The sequence below is a fragment of the Ornithinimicrobium sufpigmenti genome, assembly GCF_004322775.1.
Classification (GTDB): Bacteria; Actinomycetota; Actinomycetes; order Actinomycetales; family Dermatophilaceae; genus Ornithinicoccus; species Ornithinicoccus sufpigmenti.
The window spans coordinates 4127546-4148436 of the sequence record NZ_CP036403.1; the positions used below are offsets into that span (position 1 = coordinate 4127546).

At 75.0% G+C, this 20891-nt stretch carries 12 protein-coding genes; 6 read left to right on the top strand and 6 right to left on the bottom strand.

The genetic code is table 11. The annotated features are described in order from the left end of the window. Positions 1–20: 20 nt before the first annotated feature. Genes ESZ52_RS18880 through ESZ52_RS18890 form a run of 3 tightly spaced genes read left to right on the top strand, consistent with a single transcriptional unit; the run spans position 21 to position 4605 of the window. Positions 21–1127 (top strand): glycosyltransferase family 28 protein, encoded by a 1107-nt coding sequence (locus tag ESZ52_RS18880; protein ID WP_131106301.1) that lies wholly within the window; start codon positions 21–23, stop codon positions 1125–1127. After that, complete coding sequence (locus ESZ52_RS18885; RefSeq protein WP_131106302.1) at positions 1124–1759, top strand: hypothetical protein; 636 nt, start codon at positions 1124–1126, stop codon at positions 1757–1759. The genes ESZ52_RS18880 and ESZ52_RS18885 overlap by 4 nt, the downstream gene beginning before the upstream one ends. Beyond that, the gene (locus tag ESZ52_RS18890; protein WP_131106303.1) at positions 1756–4605 is read left to right on the top strand and encodes an asparagine synthetase B family protein; all 2850 of its coding nucleotides are present in this window, start codon (positions 1756–1758) and stop codon (positions 4603–4605) included. Before ESZ52_RS18885 ends, ESZ52_RS18890 begins: the two co-directional genes overlap by 4 nt. Here ESZ52_RS18890 and ESZ52_RS18895 read toward each other — a convergent pair. The 4 genes from ESZ52_RS18895 to ESZ52_RS18910 are packed head-to-tail and all read right to left on the bottom strand — an operon-like array spanning position 4571 to position 12269. Then, positions 4571–6361 (bottom strand): DUF2029 domain-containing protein, encoded by a 1791-nt coding sequence (locus tag ESZ52_RS18895; protein ID WP_131106304.1) that lies wholly within the window; start codon positions 6359–6361, stop codon positions 4571–4573. The two genes, ESZ52_RS18890 and ESZ52_RS18895, sit on opposite strands and share 35 nt — an antisense overlap. Next, positions 6358–9438, bottom strand: a complete 3081-nt coding sequence (locus tag ESZ52_RS18900; protein ID WP_131106305.1) for a glycosyltransferase family 2 protein — start codon at positions 9436–9438, stop codon at positions 6358–6360. The genes ESZ52_RS18895 and ESZ52_RS18900 overlap by 4 nt, the downstream gene beginning before the upstream one ends. Continuing rightward, on the bottom strand, positions 9425–9775 hold the full coding sequence (locus tag ESZ52_RS18905; RefSeq protein ID WP_131106306.1) for a hypothetical protein: 351 nt from the start codon (positions 9773–9775) through the stop codon (positions 9425–9427). Before ESZ52_RS18905 ends, ESZ52_RS18900 begins: the two co-directional genes overlap by 14 nt. A 10-nt stretch (positions 9776–9785) precedes the next feature. Continuing rightward, entirely contained in the window at positions 9786–12269 is a 2484-nt protein-coding gene (locus tag ESZ52_RS18910) for a glycosyltransferase family 4 protein (protein WP_131106307.1), read from the bottom strand. Between the two features lie 41 nt (positions 12270–12310). On the opposite strand from ESZ52_RS18910, the gene ESZ52_RS18915 reads away from it, so the two are divergent. Continuing rightward, positions 12311–13504, top strand: coding sequence for a glycosyltransferase family protein (locus ESZ52_RS18915; RefSeq protein WP_131106308.1), 1194 nt, complete (start codon positions 12311–12313; stop codon positions 13502–13504). A gap of 50 nt (positions 13505–13554) precedes the next feature. On the opposite strand, the gene ESZ52_RS18920 is transcribed toward ESZ52_RS18915, so the two are convergent. Together ESZ52_RS18920 and ESZ52_RS18925 are read right to left on the bottom strand one after the other, a co-directional pair. After that, on the bottom strand, positions 13555–15807 hold the full coding sequence (locus tag ESZ52_RS18920) for a glycosyltransferase family 4 protein (RefSeq protein ID WP_131106309.1): 2253 nt from the start codon (positions 15805–15807) through the stop codon (positions 13555–13557). 100 nt (positions 15808–15907) lie between these two features. Continuing rightward, positions 15908–16975, bottom strand: a complete 1068-nt coding sequence (locus ESZ52_RS18925) for an inositol-3-phosphate synthase (protein ID WP_131106310.1) — start codon at positions 16973–16975, stop codon at positions 15908–15910. A 197-nt stretch (positions 16976–17172) separates the two neighbouring features. On the opposite strand from ESZ52_RS18925, the gene ESZ52_RS18930 reads away from it, so the two are divergent. Together ESZ52_RS18930 and ESZ52_RS19835 are read left to right on the top strand one after the other, a co-directional pair. Beyond that, a complete protein-coding gene (locus ESZ52_RS18930; protein WP_145968832.1) occupies positions 17173–19407 on the top strand; it encodes a transglycosylase domain-containing protein in 2235 nt (744 codons plus the stop codon). 24 nt (positions 19408–19431) lie between these two features. Beyond that, entirely contained in the window at positions 19432–20871 is a 1440-nt protein-coding gene (locus ESZ52_RS19835; protein WP_131106312.1) for a glycosyltransferase 87 family protein, read from the top strand. The last annotated feature ends 20 nt before the right edge of the window (positions 20872–20891 follow it).

The window sequence follows — 20891 nt, forward strand, 5'->3', positions numbered from 1 at the left end:
GCTGTGACATGATCGCCGGTATGCCGTCCGTCCTGCTGCTCTCCAGCAACGGCGCGGGGATGGGGCACCTGACCAGGCTGTTGGCCTACGCCCGGCGGCTGCCCGAGGGTATCCGAGCGCATGTGCTCTCCCTGTCCCAGGCCGTGCCGGTGGTGGGCCAGGAGGGGATCCCGTGGGAGTACCTGCCCAGCCAGGGGGCGACCGGGCTGCGGCCGGCGTCGTGGCGGCGGCTGTTCGCGGAACGGGTGACCGAGATCCTGCACCGGCTGGACCCCGACGTCCTCGTCTTCGACGGCACCCACCCCTACTCGGGCCTCGACCGGGCGCTGGCGGCGCACCCCCGGACCCGTGCCGTGTGGAGCCGCCGCGGGATGTGGAGACCGGGGCGCAACCTGGACCAGCTGGACAAGACCGTGTGGTTCGACGCCGTCGTCGAGCCCGGCGACCTGGCCGCGGCGGCGGACCGGGGGGCCACGGCGAGCGCCGACGGGGCCGTGCGGGTGGCGCCGGTGACCCTGGTGGACCGCGAGGGCCGCAGCAGCCGGACCGCGGCGCGGACGGCGCTGGGGCTGCCCGCCGACGGGCCGCTGGCGCTGGTGGCCCTGGGGGCCGGCAACATCAACGACACCGACGACGAGGTCGGGGCGGCGGCGAGCGCGCTCCAGGCCAGGGGCGTGGGGGTCTGCGTCACGGCGCCCTCGATCGCCGAGCGGGCCTACGCGGGCGCCGACGTGCACCTGGTCCGGCACTTCCCGCTCTCCGAGCACTTCGCCGCCTTCGACTACGTCATCGCCGCGGCCGGCTACAACTCCTTCCACGAGGCGCTCCGCCTGGGCGTGCCGGCGCTGTTCGTGCCCAACCGGCAGACCAGCCTGGACGACCAGGCCGGGCGCTCCGGGCACGCCGCTGCCCGGGGCTGGGCGCTGAGCGCGGACACCCTCACCGGTGGCCGCGCGCACGCGCTGGTCGAGCGCCTCCTGGACCATGGGCCGGAGATGGCGGCCCGGGCGTTGGCGGAGGACCCGGGCAACGGCGCGGGCGCCGCGGCCGCGGAGATCGTCCGGGTGGCGGGGTTGGCCGGGGCAGGGGGCAACGCGGCGAGCCGGCTGGCGGTGGCGCGCCGATGAGCCTCTCGCCCGGCGTCCGCCGCCGCCAGCAGCAGCTGGCCCGCTGGGCCAAGCGCACCCCCGGCTACCGCCTGGCGCTGGAGGAGGTGCTGCCCCGAGTGCGCCGCAACGCGGTGCTCACCGACCTGGCGTGGCGCGTTTTCGCCCCCCGGCACGGGGCCGGCAACGTCGACGTCGCGCTGCTGCCGGACCGGCAGGTGTCCGGCCCGGACGTCGGCCGCCTCCCGGTCGTCGGGGTCCTGGCCACCGGCCTGGACGACGCCCGGGCCGAGCAGCTTCTCGCGGACCTGGCCGACCTGCAACGGTCCACCGGTTCCTTCCGGGCCGTGCTCGTCCTGGACCGACCGGTCTTCGCCGCCGCCCGCCGGCACGGGTATGTGGTGGAGCACGTGGTCCCGGAGCAGGAGTGGGCCTCCGGCGCCTTCGGCGAGGTGCCGTGGGCGGACTACCTCGCCCGCCGGCTCGGGTCGGTGATCGACCACTACCAGCTGTGGCACCTGGTCCGCGCCGAGGTGCCGGCCGACGGGGGTCCGGTGCGCCTGGACCGGGTCGACGAGGCCCTGCTGCGAGTCCTGGGCGAGCGGCTGACCGAGCTGGAGCACGTCCGGACCGAGCCGCCTGCCGCGTCATGACCAGCCAGGCGCCCAGGAGGCTCGTCGACGAGGCCGCCGTGCTGGACGGCGCCCACCCGCACGGCTACCTGCTCGTGAACGCAGGCACCGCGCCCGCGCAGGACACGCGGGGCTGGCGGACCGAGCCTGACCTGCTCCCCGGCACCGTCCTGCACCTGCATCCCCGGACGGTGCTGTCCCGCGGCCGCGGTGGGCGTGGGACGGTCGTGCTGCTGGGCCACCCCGTCGACGTGGCCGCCGGGATCATCGAGGGGGACCGGATCGCCGGCCGGCTGGCCGGCACCTGGGACCTCGGCGGCCAGGACGCACTGGTCCGGGAGGCGGCCAGCCTCGGCGGTCGGTGGACGCTGCTGGCGGCGCCCCGTGCGGATGCCGCTCCGGTGGCCGAGCTGCTCGTCGTCCCGGACACCCACGCCACCCAGCCGGTCTTCTCCGCGGTCGCCGGGGGGCGGTTCGCGCTGGCCAGCACCCCGGCGCTGGTCGCGCGCACCCTCGAGCTGGCCGTGGACGAGCCGGCGCTGACCCTCCTGGAGGAGCTGCGCCGCCGTCGGGGCGGGGCGGTGACCTACCTGCCCGGCCGGCGCACGGCCTACCTCGGGCTGGAGCCGCTGGCGCCCAACTGCCTGCTGCGGGTGCGGCTGCGCCCGGAGGACCCGCCCACCGTGCGGCAGGAGCGGTTCTGGCCGTGGCGCCAGCGGGAGGAGACCACGGACGTCAGGGCGGTCTACCGGGCCTTCCGGGAGCGGCTCGCCGCCCACGCGCAGCTGCTCGCCGGGCTGGGCCGGCCCGCCCTCAGCCTGACCGCCGGCTGGGACAGCCGGGTCACCGCCGCGGTGGCGCAGGATGCGCTCCGGGCCGGGGACGGGTTCGCCTTCACCTACGTCAACCCCCGGGACGCCCGTGGTGGCCGGGCGGCGATGGCCGATGTCACCGGCGCGAGCGCGGTCTCGGCCCAGCTGGGGATCCCGCACCGCGTGCTCCGCTGGCGACAGCCTCCACCTGGCGGCACCTTCGACGTCCTGCACCGCCGCACCTACGCCCCCCTGCTACCCAGCCGGGGCGCCGCCCACGCGATGTGGGCCGACCTGCCCCGCGACGGCAGCCTCGTCCAGCTGCAGTCCAACGGTGGGGAGACCGGGACCACCTTCATCCGGGCCAGGACCGCGGAGCCGCTCTCCCCCCTGCGGCTGGCGCGGATGATGATGGGCGCGAGCGAGGGCCTGGAGGACCTGGCCGGGCAGATGTACGACGGCTACCAGGAGTACGCCGCGATGACCGCCGAGCGGCTGCTCGGCTACGACCACCACGACGTCTTCTACTGGGAGCAGCGGATGGGGCGGTGGGGCTGGCAGAAGTTCACCGACGGTGACTTCGGCCACCGGATCCTGCTGCCCTTCAACGACCGGGTCCTGCTGGAGACCATGCTCTCCCTGCCGTACCCGCAGCGGGAGGCCAAGGTGCTCTTCCAGCGGATGCTCGCGGAGGAGCCGGCCGCCCGGCTGCCGGCACGCCGGACGACGGGGCGGGCGGCGCCGGAGACCACGGCCGCCACGCGCCTGGGTGCCCTGACGCGCCGGGTCGGCACCCTGCTGCCGGGGGCCGCAGGCCGCCTGGGCCACCGGGCCGGTGGGCGGCTGGAGCGCCTCGACCGGGAGCGGGTCCGGCTCACCGGCCTGGACCGGCTCACCTTCCCCCGCGGGTATGCCGTGCTGCCCGCCTCGGCCACCGGCTCCGTACCCACCTCCGTCCCCACCTCCCGGGAGGCCGCCCGGTCGGCCTCCCGGCCCGGCTGGGTCCGGACCGAGCTGCCCGGGGGGACGATGACCCTGGAGGCCCACCCGGCCCTGCCGCACGCGCAGGTGCCGCTCGAGGACGGGGGGGTGCTCGTGCTCGGCGAGCCCGTCGACGTGGAGACCGGGCTGGTCGGGGCCGCCGAGGTGGCACGGGCGCTGGCGGAGCAGCTGCGCACCCACCCGGGCACGCCGGCGGCGGCGCTGGCCGCGGTGGAGCAGCGCGCGGCGACGCTCGCAGGCGGCTGGCTGGTGCTGCTGTCCACGCCCGCGCGCACGGTGGTGCTCCCCGACCCGTTGGCCAGCCTGGGCCTGCACCTCCTCCAGGACGGGTCCGGCGTCGTCTCCCACGCCGGCCTGGTGCCGGCGCCGACCACCTGTCTGGGGGCGGACCACCTGCTCGCCGCGGCCGGTCCGCTCGGTCTCGTCCCGCTCCACCCCGTCCCGCTGCCGGTGCTCGTCGACCTCCCCGGTGCGGCACGGCATGCGGCCGACCAGGGCTGGACCCGCAGGTCACGACTGGCCCGGCACACCGAGCTGCTGGGCAGCCGCGGGCCGGTGTGGCTCGGGCTGACCGGGAAGGAGGCCAGCCGGGAGCTGCTGGCGCTGCTGGCCGAGGCGCAGGTCGATGTGCACACCGTCTCCTGGTGGGACCGGCTGGCCCCGGACGAGGGCGCAGACCCCGTCTTCGCCGCCTCGGCGCTGGCCGCCGACGCGGGCGTGCCGCACCGGGTCGTGGGGCTGCGCGAGGACGTCGACGGCTCGCACGGTGACCCTGGTCGTGCTGCCCGCGAGGTCGCCGACGCCGCGCTGGCGCAGACCTGGCCCGCCCAGGACGGGCGGGACCGGCTGCCGGTCAGCGACGCCCTGGACCAGGCGCTGCCCGAGGACGCCGTGCTCTGGTTGGGCAGCCAGCCCTCGCCGCCTCGCGCGCTCGGTGCCCCGGCCGGCCCGGCGGCCGTGTGCTGCAGCCCTCGCCTGGTCGACCTGGTGCAGGGCGTCCGCCCCGTGGCCCTGCCGTTCAGCGACCGGCTGCTGACCCTGCCGCCCCGGTGAGGGACGCCGTGCTGAGGGAAGACGCGGTGGAACGGAAGACGTAGGCGTCCCCCTCGTCCCTGCCGAGGTCCGCGACGAGGTCGTAGTGCTCCTGCAGGAAGGTCAGCACCGGGTCGGTCGCGACCAGGGCGTCCCAGCTGCCCGCCGTCCGTGCCGACGTCTTGGCCACGACCGCGACGTCGGGGTAGCGGCCGGTCTCCTGCCACCAACGCACCGTCTGCGCGTTGGCCTGCCCGAAGGCGCTGACCCAGATCAGGTTCGTCTGCATCGGGGCCTGGCTGTAGACGTAGCCGCCCGGGATACCGTAGAAGAACACCCCGTCACCGGGCTCGACCCAGGTGTCGACCAGGGCGCGCAGGGCGCCGTCGCGTTGCACGTGAAACGGGGCCGCGTGCAGGCCGGCCATGGGGCCTGCAGCAATCGGCCCCTCCAGGGTGTCCGGCGCCCCGTCGCGGAAGCTGCGCGCCGGGTGCACCACCAGCAGCGACCCGACGAGGGACAGCGCCGCCGCCAGCGCCAGCGTGCGGGTGCCGTGCCGTCCGGCCCAGAGCACCAGACCGGCACCGACGGCACCGACGAGCGGCAGCGCCGGCGGCAACGGTGCCCCCCAGCGGATCGAGGCCGACGTGGTCATCGCGAAGAAGACCACGCCCAGCAGCGCGGTCGGCCCGGTGAGCGCCAGCAGCAGCCGCAGGGCACGGTCGCCCACGTGGTGCGCCCAGGCCAGCACCGGGAAGGCCAGGAAGGTGAGCAGCAGCAGGGCGAAGGAGGCGCTGTAGAGCCCGAACGGCTCGCCGCCGTCCGGCTCTCCGGGCGCCACCACCCAGGCCGTCACCGCCAGCACCACCGGGATCCCCGTCGCCGCGGCCGCTCGCCACCGCCACCGCAGACGGGGCAGCAGCGCCACCACCGTGAGGGCCAGGACGGGCAGGTGGCGCCAGTGGAGCAGGCCGGTGAGGTAGCGCTGCGCCGAGCGCGACAGGCGGGAGAGCGGGTCCGGGCGGGAGGCCTGGTAGTCGGTCGTGTAGCGCACGGTCTCCAGCAGCGCCCCCGGGCCCGGTCCGAGCGCGAGCGCCAGGACCACCAGGGCGGAGGCGACGCCCCCGCCGACCAGCAGCCCGGTCACCACCGGTCCCCGCCGGGCCAGGAGCAGCACGGTCAGCCCCAGCACGGCGGCGGCCGGCAGGCTGGCGGGGTGGCTGAGCACGGTCACCGCCAGCGCGACCCCCGCCCCCGCGCCCCACCGGGCGGACCGGGTGCTGAGCGCCGCGAAACCAGCGCTGGCCGCCAGGCCGAGCATGAGCACCGGCACGGTGTTGTAGCTGGTCACCAGCAGGTTGTACGGCGTCGGCAGCAGCATCAGGACCACCGCCGTGAACGCCGCGGCCCGCGGCAGCTGCGTCCGCAGCGCCCGGTAGGCCACCACCCCGACCGCCAGGGCGAGGCCCACGTAAAACACCCGGGAGGCCAGCACCACCCCCTCGATCCCGGCCAGCTGCAGCCAGACCCAGGTGAACGGCACCGCCAGGACCGAGCCGAGGGCCTGCAGGTTCATCTCGTCGGTCAGCGGCTCGTCGCCCTGCGCCATCCGCAGCGCCAGCGCGACCACGTGGGTGCCGTCGCCGAGATCGACGCCCAGCCGGACCCGCCACAGCCCGAACACCACCAGCCCCAGGGTCGCCACGAGCACGGCGATGCCTCCGCGCGGAACCGGTCCCCTGCCGTCCTGCGAGACGCCGGGGGGCAGGGTGCTCACCGACGCACCCGCAGCTCCCGGGCACCCTGCGCCAGCGTCCACCCGAGCACGGCCGAGCCGGGGCTCCCGGTCACCTCCCCCAGCACGTGCACCCGGCCGTCCCGCACGAGCAGGGCCAGCGGTATGTCGTCGCTGCCCGCCACCGCCGACGCCACCTCCTCGTCCAGGGACGCCTCGTCCGGCACGGCCAGCGCGGCCCGCAGCCGCTCGCGCGTCGCTGGCGACAGGTCCTGCGCCTCCACCAGCACCAGCTGGTCGGCGCGCCCCGCGTCGGCGGCGGAGCGCAGCCGCACCGTGCGCACCCGCAGCCCCGTCCCCTGCTGCACCACGACCTCGACGGGTCCGCCCCGGTCCCCCGTCGGCCGCACGTCCACCACGACCTCGCCGCTCCACGGGCGGCCGCGGTCGGCGCGGGTCTCGCGGGCGGTCGACCAGGCTTCTCGCATGCCCGGCAGGGTCGCCAGGCGCTCGACGAAGGAGGCGTGCGAGTACCGCTGCCGGACCATCCCGAGGACCTGCTCGACCCGCGCCGCATACCTCGCGGGGTCCGCCACGTAGGACTCGATGACGGCCCGGGCCTCGCGCGGCTCGGCGTAGTCGAGCAGGTCGCCGAAGACCACCTGGTGCTTGGGGTGGGCGACCACGACCAGGCCGGCGGCGGCCGCCTCGAGCAGCACCCGCCCGAACGCCTCGTGCCGCTCGGGGTGGTCCTGGTAGAGGAAGAAGTCCAGCCCCGCGAGGAACTCCCGAGGCTCCACCGACCCCACCCTCAGCAGCTCCCAGTTCTCCGGCACCGGGGTGTCCTCGGGGAGCCCCGCCTCCACCGCGAGCCGCTTCCAGGTGGCGCGGGAGCCCATGAGCCGCACGGCATACCCGTCGCCCAGGTCGTAGGCGGCCAGCAGGTCCGCCTGCGTCGCCGGGTGCTTCAGCGGATGGTCCCGGGACAGCCGACCGACGACCACAGGGGCGCCCCCGGCCCCCGGTGTCCGCCCGCGGTCCACCCGCCACTGCGCCACGTCGATCAGCCCCGGGTTGTCCCACGGCGTGAGCCGCGGCCCGGGGTCAGGCCCGCCGGCCAGCAGCAGCTCACGGATGACCGGGCCCTGCGGCACCCACACCGGGTCGGTGCCGAAGAGCTCGCGAGCCCGCTGCGTGACGTCCTCGACGACGTAGCGCTGGTCGCTGCCGTCGGGCTCCACCGGCGCCTGGTTGGCCACGACGAGCAGGTGCCGGGGACGCAGCGGCCGGGGCCGCGGCACGGTCGGGGGGTGCTGCAGGACCAGGGGGTAGCGCACCATGAGGACGTCGACGTCCACGTCGTCGTCGACCTGGACCCACTCCACCTCCCGGCCCCGGAGCAGCTCGGTGACCGGGGCGCACAGCGGCAGGTCGCGGGTGGTGGCGAAGCGCAGGGCCTCCAGGTGCAGGATGCCGACCCGCAGCCCGGCCGCCCTGGCGGCGCGGATCTCCTCCAGCATCGAGCGCTGCGGTCCGCCGTAGCGACGCCAGTCGCCGCCGAGCACCAGGTCAAGGTGTCGCGGCGGAGGCAGGTCGGGATCGCGCGGGGAGCCGCTCACCCAGCGCCGCGGCTCGGGGACCGGCCGGTCGGCGTCCGGGTCGAGGTAGGCCGCCGCGCCCGCGCGGATCTCCTCGTGCCACGGCGCGTAGAGGCACTTGTAGGCGTGCCGGGCACCGTGGCGCCACATCCGGCTGAACTCCCCGGCCGACAGGCTGTCCTCGTCGGACCGGAGCAGCAGCAGGCACTCGTCGACGGTCCGCACGCTGTGCTCGCCGAAGGCCGCCTGCAGCCGGCGGGCGTACTCGGTGTCGGCCGACTTGCGGGCCGGGTCGAAGAAGCCGACCCGGGACAGGGCCGGGTCGAGCCGGACCAGCAGGGTCGGGGCGGCGACGGCCCGGTGCCGGTAGCCCAGCCGCACCAACGCCAGGTCCTCGCTGACGCGGGCACCCAGGCCGCGGGCGGCGACGAGCGAGGGCGTCGCCTCCAGCGTCCGCACCAGCGTCGCCACCGCCTGCGGGTGCAGCCAGTCGTCGGAGTCGAGGGTGGTCAGGTAGCTGCCGCGGGCCTGCCGCAGGGCGGTGTTCCGGGCCCGGTAGGTGCCGCCGTTGACCGCCTTGGCGATGACCCGCACCCGGGGGTCGAGCCCGGCGACGGCGCGCAGCCACGGCTCGGCGTCGGGCCCGGAGGCGTCGTCGACGACGAGGATCTCCAGGGAGTGCCAGGTCTGTGCGAGCAGGGAGCGCACGGCGGTCAGCAGCGGTGGGCCCGGTCGGTACGCGCTGACCACCACCGTCACCAACGGGTCCCCGTCGACGTCCGCCCGCGGCAGCGGGTCGGTGCCGAGCCGGTCGAACGGAGTGACGCCTCGGGCCGCCGCGGTCCCCGGCGGTGGCGGCACCCCGGGGGCGACCAGGCGCAGGGGCGCCAGCTGGTCCGAGTGCAGCGCGGCGCCGAGGAGGCCGAGCCAGCCGGTCAGGGCCTCGGGATCCGCACCGTCGCGGCCATCGGGGGAGAGGAAGGGGTTGGCCAGGTCGGCACTGACCGCGTCCGCCACGTCGGCCGGGACGTGCCGATGGTGCAGGAGCGCGGCGCAGCCGGCCGCGTCGCGGTCGAGGCAGCGCAGGTGCAGCAGGACCTGCACCGCCTGCGGAGAGAGGTGGTCCATCTCCCCGCAGGCCGCGAGCGCCTCCAGGAGCGCCCGGGCCCGGCCGTGGTCCACCGGGTCCGGGGTCTGCAGGGCGAGCACCCGCGCGTACTGGCCCAGGTGGTAGGCGTGGGCGCCGTCGGGGATCGCCGGTGTGCCGGCCGCGGCAGTGGTTCCCGATATGGCGCTCGCTGCCCAGTCGTCGACGTCCTGGGCGGTCCGGCCGGGCCAGGCGGCCTCGACCAGCACCTCCCGGGCGTGCAGCGAACGGGTGCGCAGCGCGGTGGCGGCGAGGGCGTCGGGGTGGTCCAGCAGGATCTGGTTGCGTGCGGTGTCGCGGGTGACCCCGGCCCGGGTCGCGACCGGGTGGACCGTCGGGGCAGGGGTGGGCTCGGCGGGGTCAGCCGCGCTCATCACGCTGGCGGATCGTGGCCTCGAGGGTGTCCTGGAGCCGGTCCAGCCGGCCGGTGTACTGCGCCTGCAGCGCCCGGACCGTGCCGACCACGTCCTCCTGCGCCGGGGCGGCCCGGCCCCCGGTCGTGTCGATCCCGGCCACCTGCGCCTTGACGAAGGAGCGCAGCTCACGGACCCGGCGGTCGGTGTCCAGGGCGGCGAGCAGGACGGCGGTGGCCAGCAGCATCGCGGCCAGCACGACGAGCCACCACCACCCCAGTGCCGCCCCCAGCACCGCGAGCAGGCTCAGCCCGCCACCGGCGGCGGCGCCGAGGACGAGGAGCTTGTGGCGACGCATGGGCTGCACGCTACCCGGTGGGGCCGGACCGGCCCTGCAGGACCGAGCCGTAGAGCGCCGCATACCGCTGCGCGTTGCCGGCCCAGGTGCGTTCCTGCACCACCCAGTCCCGGGCGCGCGCGGCGACCGCTGCGCGGCGGGCGGGGTCGGCGGCCAGCCGGCGCAGGAGCCGGGCCAGGGCGGGCGCGTCCCCGGAGGGGTAGGACCAGCCACGCTCGCCATCCCCGATCACCTCCAGCAGCGCCGGCTGGGCGGACACCACGACGGGGACCCCCATCGCCATCGCCTCGTAGGGCTTGAGCGGCGTGACCAGCCGGGCCGCGCGCTCGTCGCTGCGGGGGACGACCAGGACGTCGAGGAGGGCGTACGCCTGCGCGACGTGTGCGTGCGGGACCCGCCCGGTGAAGGTCACCACGTCGCTGGCCCCCCACTCCCGGGTCTTCTCCATCAGGGGCGCACGCCGTGGCCCGTCCCCCACGACCAGGACGCGGACGGTGAGCCCGGTGTCACGCAGGATGACCGCCGCCCGGATGAGGTCCTCGACCTGCTCCCGCTGGTGGTCGAGGTTGGTGACGTAGCCGAAGGTGAAGGCTCCCCGGGTGCCCCACTGGTCCGAGAGCACGTCGTCGCGGCCGGCCGGCACCATCTGCCCGGGGTCGACCGCGTTGGGGACGACCGTGACCCGGTCAGGGTCCACCCCGCGCTCGAGCAGGTCGTCGCGCATCGTCCCGGCGAGGGTGACCGCGGCATCCGCGGCGCCCACCAGCTCGGCCTCCTTGGCCATCCGCCGGGCGAAGGTCTCGCCCCGTTCGGCCCGTGCTGCCTGGCCGGTCCACAGGGACTCGAACAGCCCCCGCACCTCGTACACCCACGGCAGGCCGGTCGCCCGCGCCACCGCCGCCCCGACGACGCCCAGGTCGTAGCCGCGCCCTCCCGAGTGCACGTGCAGCAGCGCGGGGCGCTCCTGCCGCACGACGTCCAGGACGGCACGCGCCTGCTGCTCAAGGTAGGCCGTGGGCCGACCACCGGGGACCGGTGCCGGGAGGAGGTAGCGGACGCCGTCGAGGACGGTCTCCTCCACCACGGGCGCGGGGTCGCCGGCACCGGCCTGACCGGTCGCGTCGGGGTCAGCCCCGGGTGCGGCCACCGCGACGACGTCCAGCCCCGCCTCGGCCAGGGCCTTGAGGGTCTGGTGGGCGCGGACGCTGTAGCCGGCCTGGCGCTGCGGCAACGTCACCTTCAGCACGTGCAGGACCCTGCCCGGCACGTCGGCCGCGCCCGGCTCGACCGGCGAGGACGGCAGCGCGGGCAGCCACCCCGGCTCGGTCTCGCGCAGCCGCTCGGTGACCCGCTCCAGCGCCTCGCGCAGGGCCGGCACCGGCTGACCGGGCAGCGCCAGCTGCCGCTCCAGCAGCGTCCGCTCCAGGCTCATCGAGCCGGTGGCGCGGGCCAGGAAGTGCAGCTCGCGCAGCACGGCGGGGGACGTGTCCGGTCCGAGGTCCTCCGCCAGCTCGGCCGCCAGGGCCAGGGCCGCGTCATCCCCCGCGTCCGCCGTCGCCCGCAGGAGGCGTGCCACGTCCTCGCCGAGGGCCGCAGCCAGGACCTGACCGGCTGCGTCCGCATCGCCACGGGCAAGGGCCTCACCGACCAACAGGGCGAGGACGCGGTCGACGCGACCCTCGGGCACCAGGTGACGCCAGGGACTACGACGGTCGGTGGCCCGCTGCAGGTGGACGACGCGCACGTCCGGCCAGTGCTCCCCGACCTGCCCCAGCAGCAGCACCGCTGGTCCCAGACCGTCGAGGACCACCGCGTCGGCGCCGCCGAGGTCGGGCTGCGGCATCTCGTCGAGGTCGACCAGCGTGACGCCGACGCGGCTGCGCGTCAGTGCCTTCACGACCTCGGGCCGCGGCACCCCGTCGCCCCCGGCGAGCACGGTGAGGCGGTGCTTGGCGCCCAGAGGGCGGGACGGATCGGCGGTCCGACCACCTCGGCGCTCGGGCGTCCGGTCGACGGTCTGGCGGTCCGGGCTCCCGGCCCCGGTGGCGGCTGCGACCTCCTCGGCGAGGGCCTCCGCCCCCTGGTCCCAGGTCAGCACCGGCACCGGCCGGCCGTCACCGTCGGTCGCCCCCGTCTCCGACCGCCAGCGGGCCAGGGCCTGGGCGGCCGGGTCGTCGAGCGCGACGAGGAGGACCTCGCGGTCGACGTCGGTGACCTGGGCCGCCAGCCACGGGTCCGCCACCAGCTGCTCCGCGAAGGGGGCTGCGGGGCCCCGGACCGTCCTGGTCACCCAGGACGCCACGGCACCTCCCCACCCGGGCTGCGTCGCCGGGGGCGGCACCCGGTGCCAGCGCACCTGCGGGGTGCGATCCTCCGGCGGCCGCTGGGCGGCGGCCCGCACGTCGAGCCCGGCCACCGCCGCGGCCTGCGCGAGGGCCGTGACCTCCGTGCGCTCCACCCGGGTGCCCACCAGCACGAACCTGCGCGACTGCATACCCCGATCCTTGCAGACCCCCCGCGCGTAGAGTGTCGCCGATGCCTGCCCAGCCCCACCCCACCGTGCCTGCCACCGACCTGGTGCTGTCCTACTGCTTCCCGCCGTATGTCGACACCGCCGCGATCGTGGCGGCCAAGCGGGTGCGGGCCATGGGGCGGCCGGTCGACGTGATCCAGAACCAGATGGCGCCGCAGCGGGCCGTCGACGAGGGCCTGGCGACCATCGCCGACCACCTGGTGGTGCGCCGCAACGCCGTCGACTCGGCCACCTACTTCTCCTCGTGGAAGTCGATCGTGCGCTGGTGCGAGCTGGGCCTGCAGCAGGCGTTGGAATGGGACCGGGAGGGGCCCGGCTACGAACGGGTCTACTCGCGCGCGCACTTCTCGGCCAGCCACGTCCTGGCTGCCCGGTTCAAGCTGCTGCGTCCGGGGGTCCGGTGGACGGCGGAGTTCTCCGACCCGCTCTCGCACGACGTCAAGGGCGAGGTCCGGCACGCACCCGCCGACGACGACGCGCTGCTGCAGGTGCTCGAGGCGGGGGTGCGCCGGGCCGGGTTCGCCCCCCCGGCGAGCAGGAACGTCTACGAGTGGGCCGAGGTGGTGGCGTTCGCGCTGGCCGACCAGATCCTCTTCACCAACGCCCACCAGCGCGACCTCATGGTGCAGGCCGTGCCGGACGCCGCGCTGCGCGAGCGGATCCTGCGGATCGCGACCGTCAGCCCGCACCCCACCCTGGAGCCGTCGTTCTACCGGATGGGCAGCCCCACCTACGCGCTGGAGCCCGGTCGGCGGCACATCGCCTACTTCGGCAACTTCTACGCCACCCGGGGCATGGGCACCGTGCTGGACGCGCTGGAGGTGCTGCCGCGGGAGCAGCGCGACCGGCTGTGCCTGCACGTCTTCGCCGGCAAGGCCGACGACCTGCTGTCCCAGGTGCACCAGCGGGGCCTGGGGGACGTGGTGCGCGCCGGGCCGTTCGTCTCCTTCCTGGACTTCCTGGCGCTCTGCCGCCGGATGGACGTGCTGCTCGTCAACGACGCCATGACCAGCGGGGTGCTGCCGGCGAACCCGTTCCTGCCGTCCAAGTGGAGCGACTACAAGGGCTCGGGCACCCCCGTCTGGGGGATCGTGGAGAGGGGCTCGATCCTGGACGGTCAGGACCTGGCCTACCGCTCGCTCGTCGGTTACCCCTCCGCCGCGGTGCAGGTGCTGGCGCAGATCGCGAGCAGCTGACCGCTGGGGGTGGTGGGCGCCTGGTCGGTGCCGCCAGCCGGTGGGCGCCGTCAGCGCGGACCGAGGACGAGCTCCTGGAAGGTGGCCCGGGCGTCGCCGCTGCTGAACCGCTCCTCCACGACCTGGCGGGCCTCCGCCGAGGCCTGCGACCACTCCGGCTCCTGACCGAGGGCGCGGATCCGATCGGCCGCCTCCTGCACGGTGCCCACCACCCAGTGGTGCGGGAACAGGCTGCGGGCCGCGTCGAGCGAGGCGAAGATCGGCCAGTCCCGCACCACCGGCACCGCGCCGGAGGCCGCCGCCTCGACCATCCCCAGACCGAAGCTCTCGCGGCGACTGGTGCTCAGCACGAAGCCGGAGGCGGCCAGGTATGGGGCCACGTCGCGGGTGTACCCCTCGATGTCGACGGCGCCCCGCACGTCGTCCTGGGTCAGCCGGGCCCGGAAGCGCCTGGCGTACTGCTGCTGGGAACGCACCGCGTCGGTCGGGAAGTCGGTCCCGAGCAGGGACAGCCGCCAGGTGGGGTCCTGCTCCCGCAGCGCACCCAGCACGTCCAGGGCCCACAACGGGTCCTTGACCTGCTGGCCCCAGCCGACCAGGAGCAGGCGGCGCAGGTGGCCGTCGGTCTTCCCGGTCGGCAGCCGGGAGGGGTCCAGGACGTTGGGCACGACGTGCACGCGGGTGCTCGCCAGCCGGTCCCCGAGGAGCCGCAGCACCAGCTGTCGGATCGGCTCGCTGACCAGGACCAGGTGGTCGACCCTGCTCCAGTCGATGAGGTGGATCCACGGCGACAGCGCGTCCATGCTGTGCACCCGCAGGGTCAGCGGCACGCCCTCCGGCACCGCCATCACCGTCGCGAGCGCCCCCCGGTCGGCCCAGTCGACGAAGACGGCGGAGGCGGCCTCCATCTCCTCCAGCACCTCGTAGTCGGGCACCGAGCGCACCCCCAGGGCCTGGCGCAGGCGGGCGTCGACGGGGCCACGCCAGGGGCCCAGGCCGCGCAGGTCCGAGCGGGCGGCCAGCTCCACACGGCGCACCTCGGCCCGTTCGCCCAGCGCCGCGATGACGGGGACGGAGAACTGGGGGTAGGTGCCGGGGACCACCACCACCCGCGGCCGTCTCCCTGTGTCAGCACCTTCGCCAGCACCTTCGTCAGCACCTTCGTCAGGACCTTCGTCAGGACCTGTGTCAGGAGGTGCGTCAGGAGGTGTGTCAGGGCCGGCCGGCGACGACCGGGCCGGCCGCGGTGCGCGTCGGGGCGAGGACGAGGCCAGGAGCGTCCCGACCCGCGAACCGCGCCAGTCCGCCAGGAACCCGTCCGGGTCGTCGACCAGGGGCGAGGACAGGCCGTCGGCGTGCAGCTCACGGTGGAACAGCAGGGAGAGCGCCAGGGTGGCCAGGTCCACGGTGCGCCCGACCTCGTCCCGGTCCAGGGTCAGGTCGGCCGCGCGGACCACCTCGGCCACGACCTCGCCCATGGAGTAGGGCGGTGTGGCCGTCGCCGAGAGCTCGGTGAGCGCACGCCACCCACGCCGCTCCGCGCGGCCCACGGGGTCCAGCCCTGCCTCGTCCGGGTCGAGCAGCTCGGCGACACCCCGGGCGAGGTCGTACGCCCCCGCACGGTGCATCGCCGCGACGACCGGCACCAGCAGAGGCTGGCTGGTCGGGGGGACCCGACGGCCGAGCAGCTCGGCGTGGCGCAGCAAGCTCCGGACGTAACGCGCGGTGATCTCGCCCGCCCCGGCGGTCACCTCGCTCTCCAGCCGGCGCCAGACGCCGGACACCGCCTCCCACCCGGCCAGCTCCTCGGCCGTGACCACCGGGAGGGTGGCCGGGACCAGGTCACCGGCCGCCGCCTGCGCGGCGGGACCGGCGAGGATCAGCGCGTCCGCACCCTCCAGCGTCCGCAGGGCGCGTCGGTCCTGCTGCACCGCCGTGGCCAGCGGTGGCCGACCCGGCCGTTGCCGCTGCCGGGCGGTGGTCACCACCCGGCGCAGCCGGTCCCGCGCGCCGGAGACGGATGGATCGACCTGGACCCGGGCCTTGAACCGGTCCAGCCGCGGGCCGGGCTCCCCGTGCCACCACAGCAGCACGATCTGGTGCCCGGCCAGGGCTAGGCCCCGCAGGTGCTTGACGACCGGCTCGAGGTCCTCCGCCGCACCGGCCACGACCACGATCCGCTGCTGCCGCTCCCCGGAGAGGACCGGACCGTCCGCGCCGCCAGGGCTCGTGTTGGAACTGCTGCTGGAGCTGCTGCTGGAACTCCGGACGGGGCCGGCGGGTGCGGGGTCGGCGACGGTCACGGTAGGGACGATACGCGGGCCAGGAGGAGGCCTCCCGCCGCGGCTCGGACCACCAGGGGATTGACCCGCGGTCGAGCGGGGTCACACCGGGGTCACAGGGTCAGCCGGCGATGAACTCCTCGACCGCGGCACGCCCCTGGTCGTCGGGCATCTGCACCGGCGGGCTCTTCATCAGGTAGGCCGAGGCGCTCTCGACCGGGCCACCTTCGCCGCGGTCCAGGGCGATCTTGGCCGCCCGGACGGCGTCGATGATGATGCCGGCGGAGTTCGGGGAGTCCCAGACCTCGAGCTTGTACTCCAGGTTCAGCGGCACGTCGCCGAAGCTGCGTCCCTCGAGGCGGACGTAGGCCCACTTGCGGTCGTCCAGCCACTGGACGTAGTCCGAGGGTCCGATGTGCACGTCCCGGTCCTCGAACCGCTTGTTCACGTTGGAGGTGACCGCTTGGGTCTTGGAGAGCTTCTTGGACTCCAGCCGCTCGCGCTCGAGCATGTTCTTGAAGTCCATGTTGCCGCCGACGTTGAGCTGGAAGGTGCGGTCCAGCACCACCCCGCGCTCCTCGAACAGGCGGGCCAGCACCCGGTGGGTGATGGTGGCCCCCACCTGGCTCTTGATGTCGTCACCGACGATCGGCACGCCGGCGGCCTCGAACTTCGCCGCCCACTCGGGGTCGGAGGCGATGAAGACCGGCAGCGCGTTGACGAAGGCGACACCGGCGTCGATCGCGCACTGGGCGTAGAACTTGTCCGCCTCCTCGCTGCCGACCGGCAGGTAGGAGACGAGCACGTCCACCTCGGCGTCCTTGAGGGTCTGGACGACGTCCACCGGCTCCGCGTCGGACTCCTCGATGCTCAGCGAGTAGTACTTGCCCAGCCCGTCCAGGGTGGGGCCACGCTGCACGCTGATCCCGGTCGGCGGCACGTCCGCGATGCGGATGGTGTTGTTCTCGCTGGCGTTGATCGCCTCCGCCAGGTCCATGCCGACCTTCTTGGCGTCCACGTCGAAGGCGGCGACGAACTGCAGGTCGCGCACGTGGTACGGGCCGAACTGGACGTGCATGAGCCCAGGGACGGTGGCTGTGGGGTCGGCGTCCTTGTAGTACTCGACACCCTGCACCAGGGAGCTGGCACAGTTGCCCACTCCGACGATCGCGACCCGGACCGAACCCATCGTGTTGTTCTCCTCGTAGACGTGCGTGAGGCGGCCGGTATCAGGCCGCCCTCCGCCCAAGTCAAACACCCCGCAGCCCCGACTGATTCCACGGGGACGTCCAGGCGGCCAGGCACAATAGGGCGATGAGCGCTACGCACACCGCTTCCCCGGCCCGACGTCCGGGGCGGCCTGCCCCCCGTCGGCGGCGAGGCTGGGTGCGCCGGACCCTGCTGTGGCTGGGTGGCCTGGCGCTGCTGGGGCTGCTGCTGGTCGTCGGGCTCTTCGCCTGGGCGTACAGCCGCACCGACATCCCGGAGCCCAACGACTTCGCCGAGGCGCAGAGCTCGATCCTCTACTACGCCGACGGTGAGACCGAGCTGGCCCGGTTCACCGGCGGGTTCGACCGCGAGTCGGTGCCGCTGTCCGAGGTGCCCGAGCACGTCCGGTATGCCGTGCTGGCGGCGGAGGACCGCACCTTCTACGAGAACGAGGGCGTCTCGATCACCGGCACCGCCCGGGGGGCATGGCGCACCTTGACCGGCGACGGCCTGCAGGGCGGCTCGACGATCACCCAGCAGTACGTCAAGAACTACTACCTCTCCCCCGACCAGACCCTCTCCCGCAAGGTCGAGGAGCTGTTCATCGCGCTGAAGATCGACAACGAGCTCTCCAAGGACCAGATCCTGGAGAACTACCTCAACACCATCTACTTCGGCCGCGGTGCCTACGGCATCCAGACCGCCAGCCAGGCCTACTTCCGCAAGGACGTCTCCGAGCTGACCGTGGAGGAGGGCGCCTTCCTCGCGGCGGTGGCCAACGCGCCGTCCCTGTACGACCCGGACTTCGCCGACGGCAACCAGGAGCGGGCGGAGTCCCGGGTGGCCTACGTGCTCGACGGGATGGTCGAGGAGGGCTGGCTGGACTCCTCGGAGCGCTCCGGCATGTCCTTCCCCGACATCGAGGACACCCCGCCCTCGACGGCCGTCCAGGGCGTGGACGGCTACATCGCCCAGGCCGCCCGCGAGGAGCTGCGCAACCGCGTCGGCCTGGCGGACGACCTCGTGGACGGGGGTGGGTTGCGGATCACCACCACCATCGTCCAGCAGCACCAGGAGGCCGCGGAGGACGCCGTGGAGGCGTTCCGGCCGACGGGGTCGGGCGCCGACGACATCACCACGGCGCTGACCTCGGTCCGGCCGGGGGACGGCGCCATCACCGCCATGTACGGCGGGGAGGACTACCAGCAGACGCAGCTCAACGCGGTGACCGACGCCCGGGTGCAGGCTGGGTCACTGTTCAAGCCGATCACGCTGGCCGCCGCGGTCGCGGAGGGCGTGGACACGCTGCAGCCCTACCCGGGCCCCAGCCCGATGACCTTCGCCTGGCAGGGCGACGAGGTCGAGGTCGCGAACTTCCAGAGCATCTCCTACGGCCTGCTCGACCTACGAGCGGCCCTCGCGGAGTCGGTCAACACCATCTACGTCCAGCTCAACGAGGAGATCGGGCCCGCGCTCACCGCGGAGGCCGCGGTCGACCTCGGGCTGCCCGAGGACACGCCGGGCCTGTCCGCCGACCTGACCAATGTGCTCGGGACGTCCTCGCCCACCCTGCTGGAGATGACGAACGCCTACGCGACGCTCGCCGCGGAGGGCGAGCGGGCCATGCCATACCTCATCGCGGCGGTCGCGACGGTGGACGGCGAGCAGACCTACGAGGCCGAGCCCGAGATCGAGCCGGGCGTCGAGCGGGACGTGGCGGTCGACGTGACCGACGCGATGACGGCGGTCATGACCCAGGGATCGGGTCTCGCGGCCGGTGACCTGGGCCGGCCCAGCGCCGGGAAGTCGGGCACGAGCGAGCGCAACGTCTCCGCCTGGTTCGACGGCTTCGTGCCGCAGCTGGCGGCGGGCGTGGTGATGTACAAGGGCGACGGCACCGTGCCCATGCAGGACGTCGCCGGCCTGGACCAGATCACCGGCGGCACCTTCCCTGCGCAGGTCTGGGGTGAGTTCATGCGCCTGGCCATGGAGGGCGAGGAGATCCTGGAGTTCTCCCCGCGGGTGGGCACCGGCGGGCCCACGGAGGACGCGGTGGTCACCACCGAGCCCGCGGTCGAGGTGGAGCCGACCACCGAGGCGCCGACCCCCACGGAGACCGAGGAGCCGACCGAGGAGCCGACCGAGACGGAGACCCCGACCGGGGAGCCCACGGAGACCGAGGAGCCGACCAGCCCCGAGCCCACGTCCCCGGCGCCGACGCCACCGCCCACGGGGCCGGCCCCGACGGTGCCGGAGCCGACGCAGCCTGGGCAGCCCGGGCCGACCAACCCCGCGCCCACGACGCCAGCGCCCATCGAGCCGCCCGGCGACGATGACGACGGTGGCGCTGGCGGTGGCGGTGGTGGCGGCGGTGGTGACGGGGCCGTCCCGGTGCCCTCGCCGACCGGCTAGCAGCCCGCCGTAGCCTGGTCCACCATGCCGCTCTCGGGTGACCGCACGCGCCGTGACGTGCCCTGGCTCGTGCCCTCCTGGTCCGACCCGGTCGTGCGCCGGGCGACCGGCGTGCTCGGCGGGCCGGCGGGGCGGTATGCCGTGGTGGGCGCCCGCGGGCTGGCGGGGGTCGCTGCCGCGGTCGTCCTGCTCGGGACGCTGAACCTGGCGCTCGCGGTGTGGACCAAGGGGCACTGCCTGCTCAAGGGCTGGAGCACCCCCGACCACTTCTGGCGGGCCTGCTACTCCGACCTGCCGGTCGTGCACGTCAGCTCTCCCCTCGCCGACGGTCTGCTGCCGTGGGCGGGGGAGACGCCCTCCAACCAGCCACCCTTGTCCGGGCTGGTGATGTGGCTGATCTCCCTGGTCTCCCCCGTCACCGGCACCGGGGTGCCTGCGCAGCAGTGGACGCTGGTGCTGTGGGCGGTGCTGTGCGTGCCGCTCCTGGCCGCGGGAGTGCTGGCCGTGGTCGCCCTCCAGCCTCCCCGGCCCTGGCAGTCGGCCCAGCTGGCGCTCAGCCCGGTGCTGACGCTCCTGGTGCTCGTCTCCACGGACCTGCTCGGCATCACGCTCACCCTGCTGGCGCTCTGGGCCTGGCGCCGGGAGCGCAGCTGGGTGGCCGGGGTGCTGCTCGGGCTGGCGCTCCTCGTGCGCCCGTTCCCGCTGCTGGTGCTCGCCGCGATGGTGCTCGTGGCCTGGCGGCAGCAACGACGCCTGCCGGCCCTGCAGGCCGTGGTCGGTGCGGCGCTCGGGGCGCTGCTCGTCCTGGTCCCGCTGCTGACCGTCGAGCCACGGGCGCTGGCCGGCCTGCAGCAGTGGTGGGGCCAGGGCGCCGGCTACGGCGCGCCGGCGATGGTGCCCCAGCTCCTGGGTGCGCCCCTCGTCGCGCCGGCCACGGTCGCGATCGCGGTCACCGGCTGGGTGGTGGCGCTGGCGCTCGGCGCCTGGCTGACCCGGCGCCCGGGACGGGTACCCCTGGGCGTCGTCCAGCTCAGCGCCGTCATGCTGCTGGTGGTCGTGCTCACCGCGCCGTCGCTGTCGGTGCAGTCAGGTCTGTGGCTGCTGCCGCTGCTCGCGCTGTCCGCACGTCCGTGGTGGGAGCACCTCGTCTGGGCCCTGGCGGAGGCGCTGCACTTCCTGGCGACCTGGCTGCACATCGCCTACAGCAGCGATCCGGGCCGGGGTCTGCCACCCGAGACGTACGCGCTGGTGGTGCTCCTGCGCGCGGCCGCCTGGAGCTGGATCCTCTGGCGGATCTGGTCGACCACGCCGGTGGGGCCGCGCAGAGCTGCGGCTCAGCCGCCGAGCTCGCTGCCAGGCTCGCGAGCAGGGTCGAGCAGGGTGGACGCGGGCTCCCCCGAGGAGGCCAGCGCGACCAGCGGTGCCACCGCGTCCTCGACGACGTCCCGCAGGGAGCGGATGTAGGTCGCGGACAGGTGGTTGCT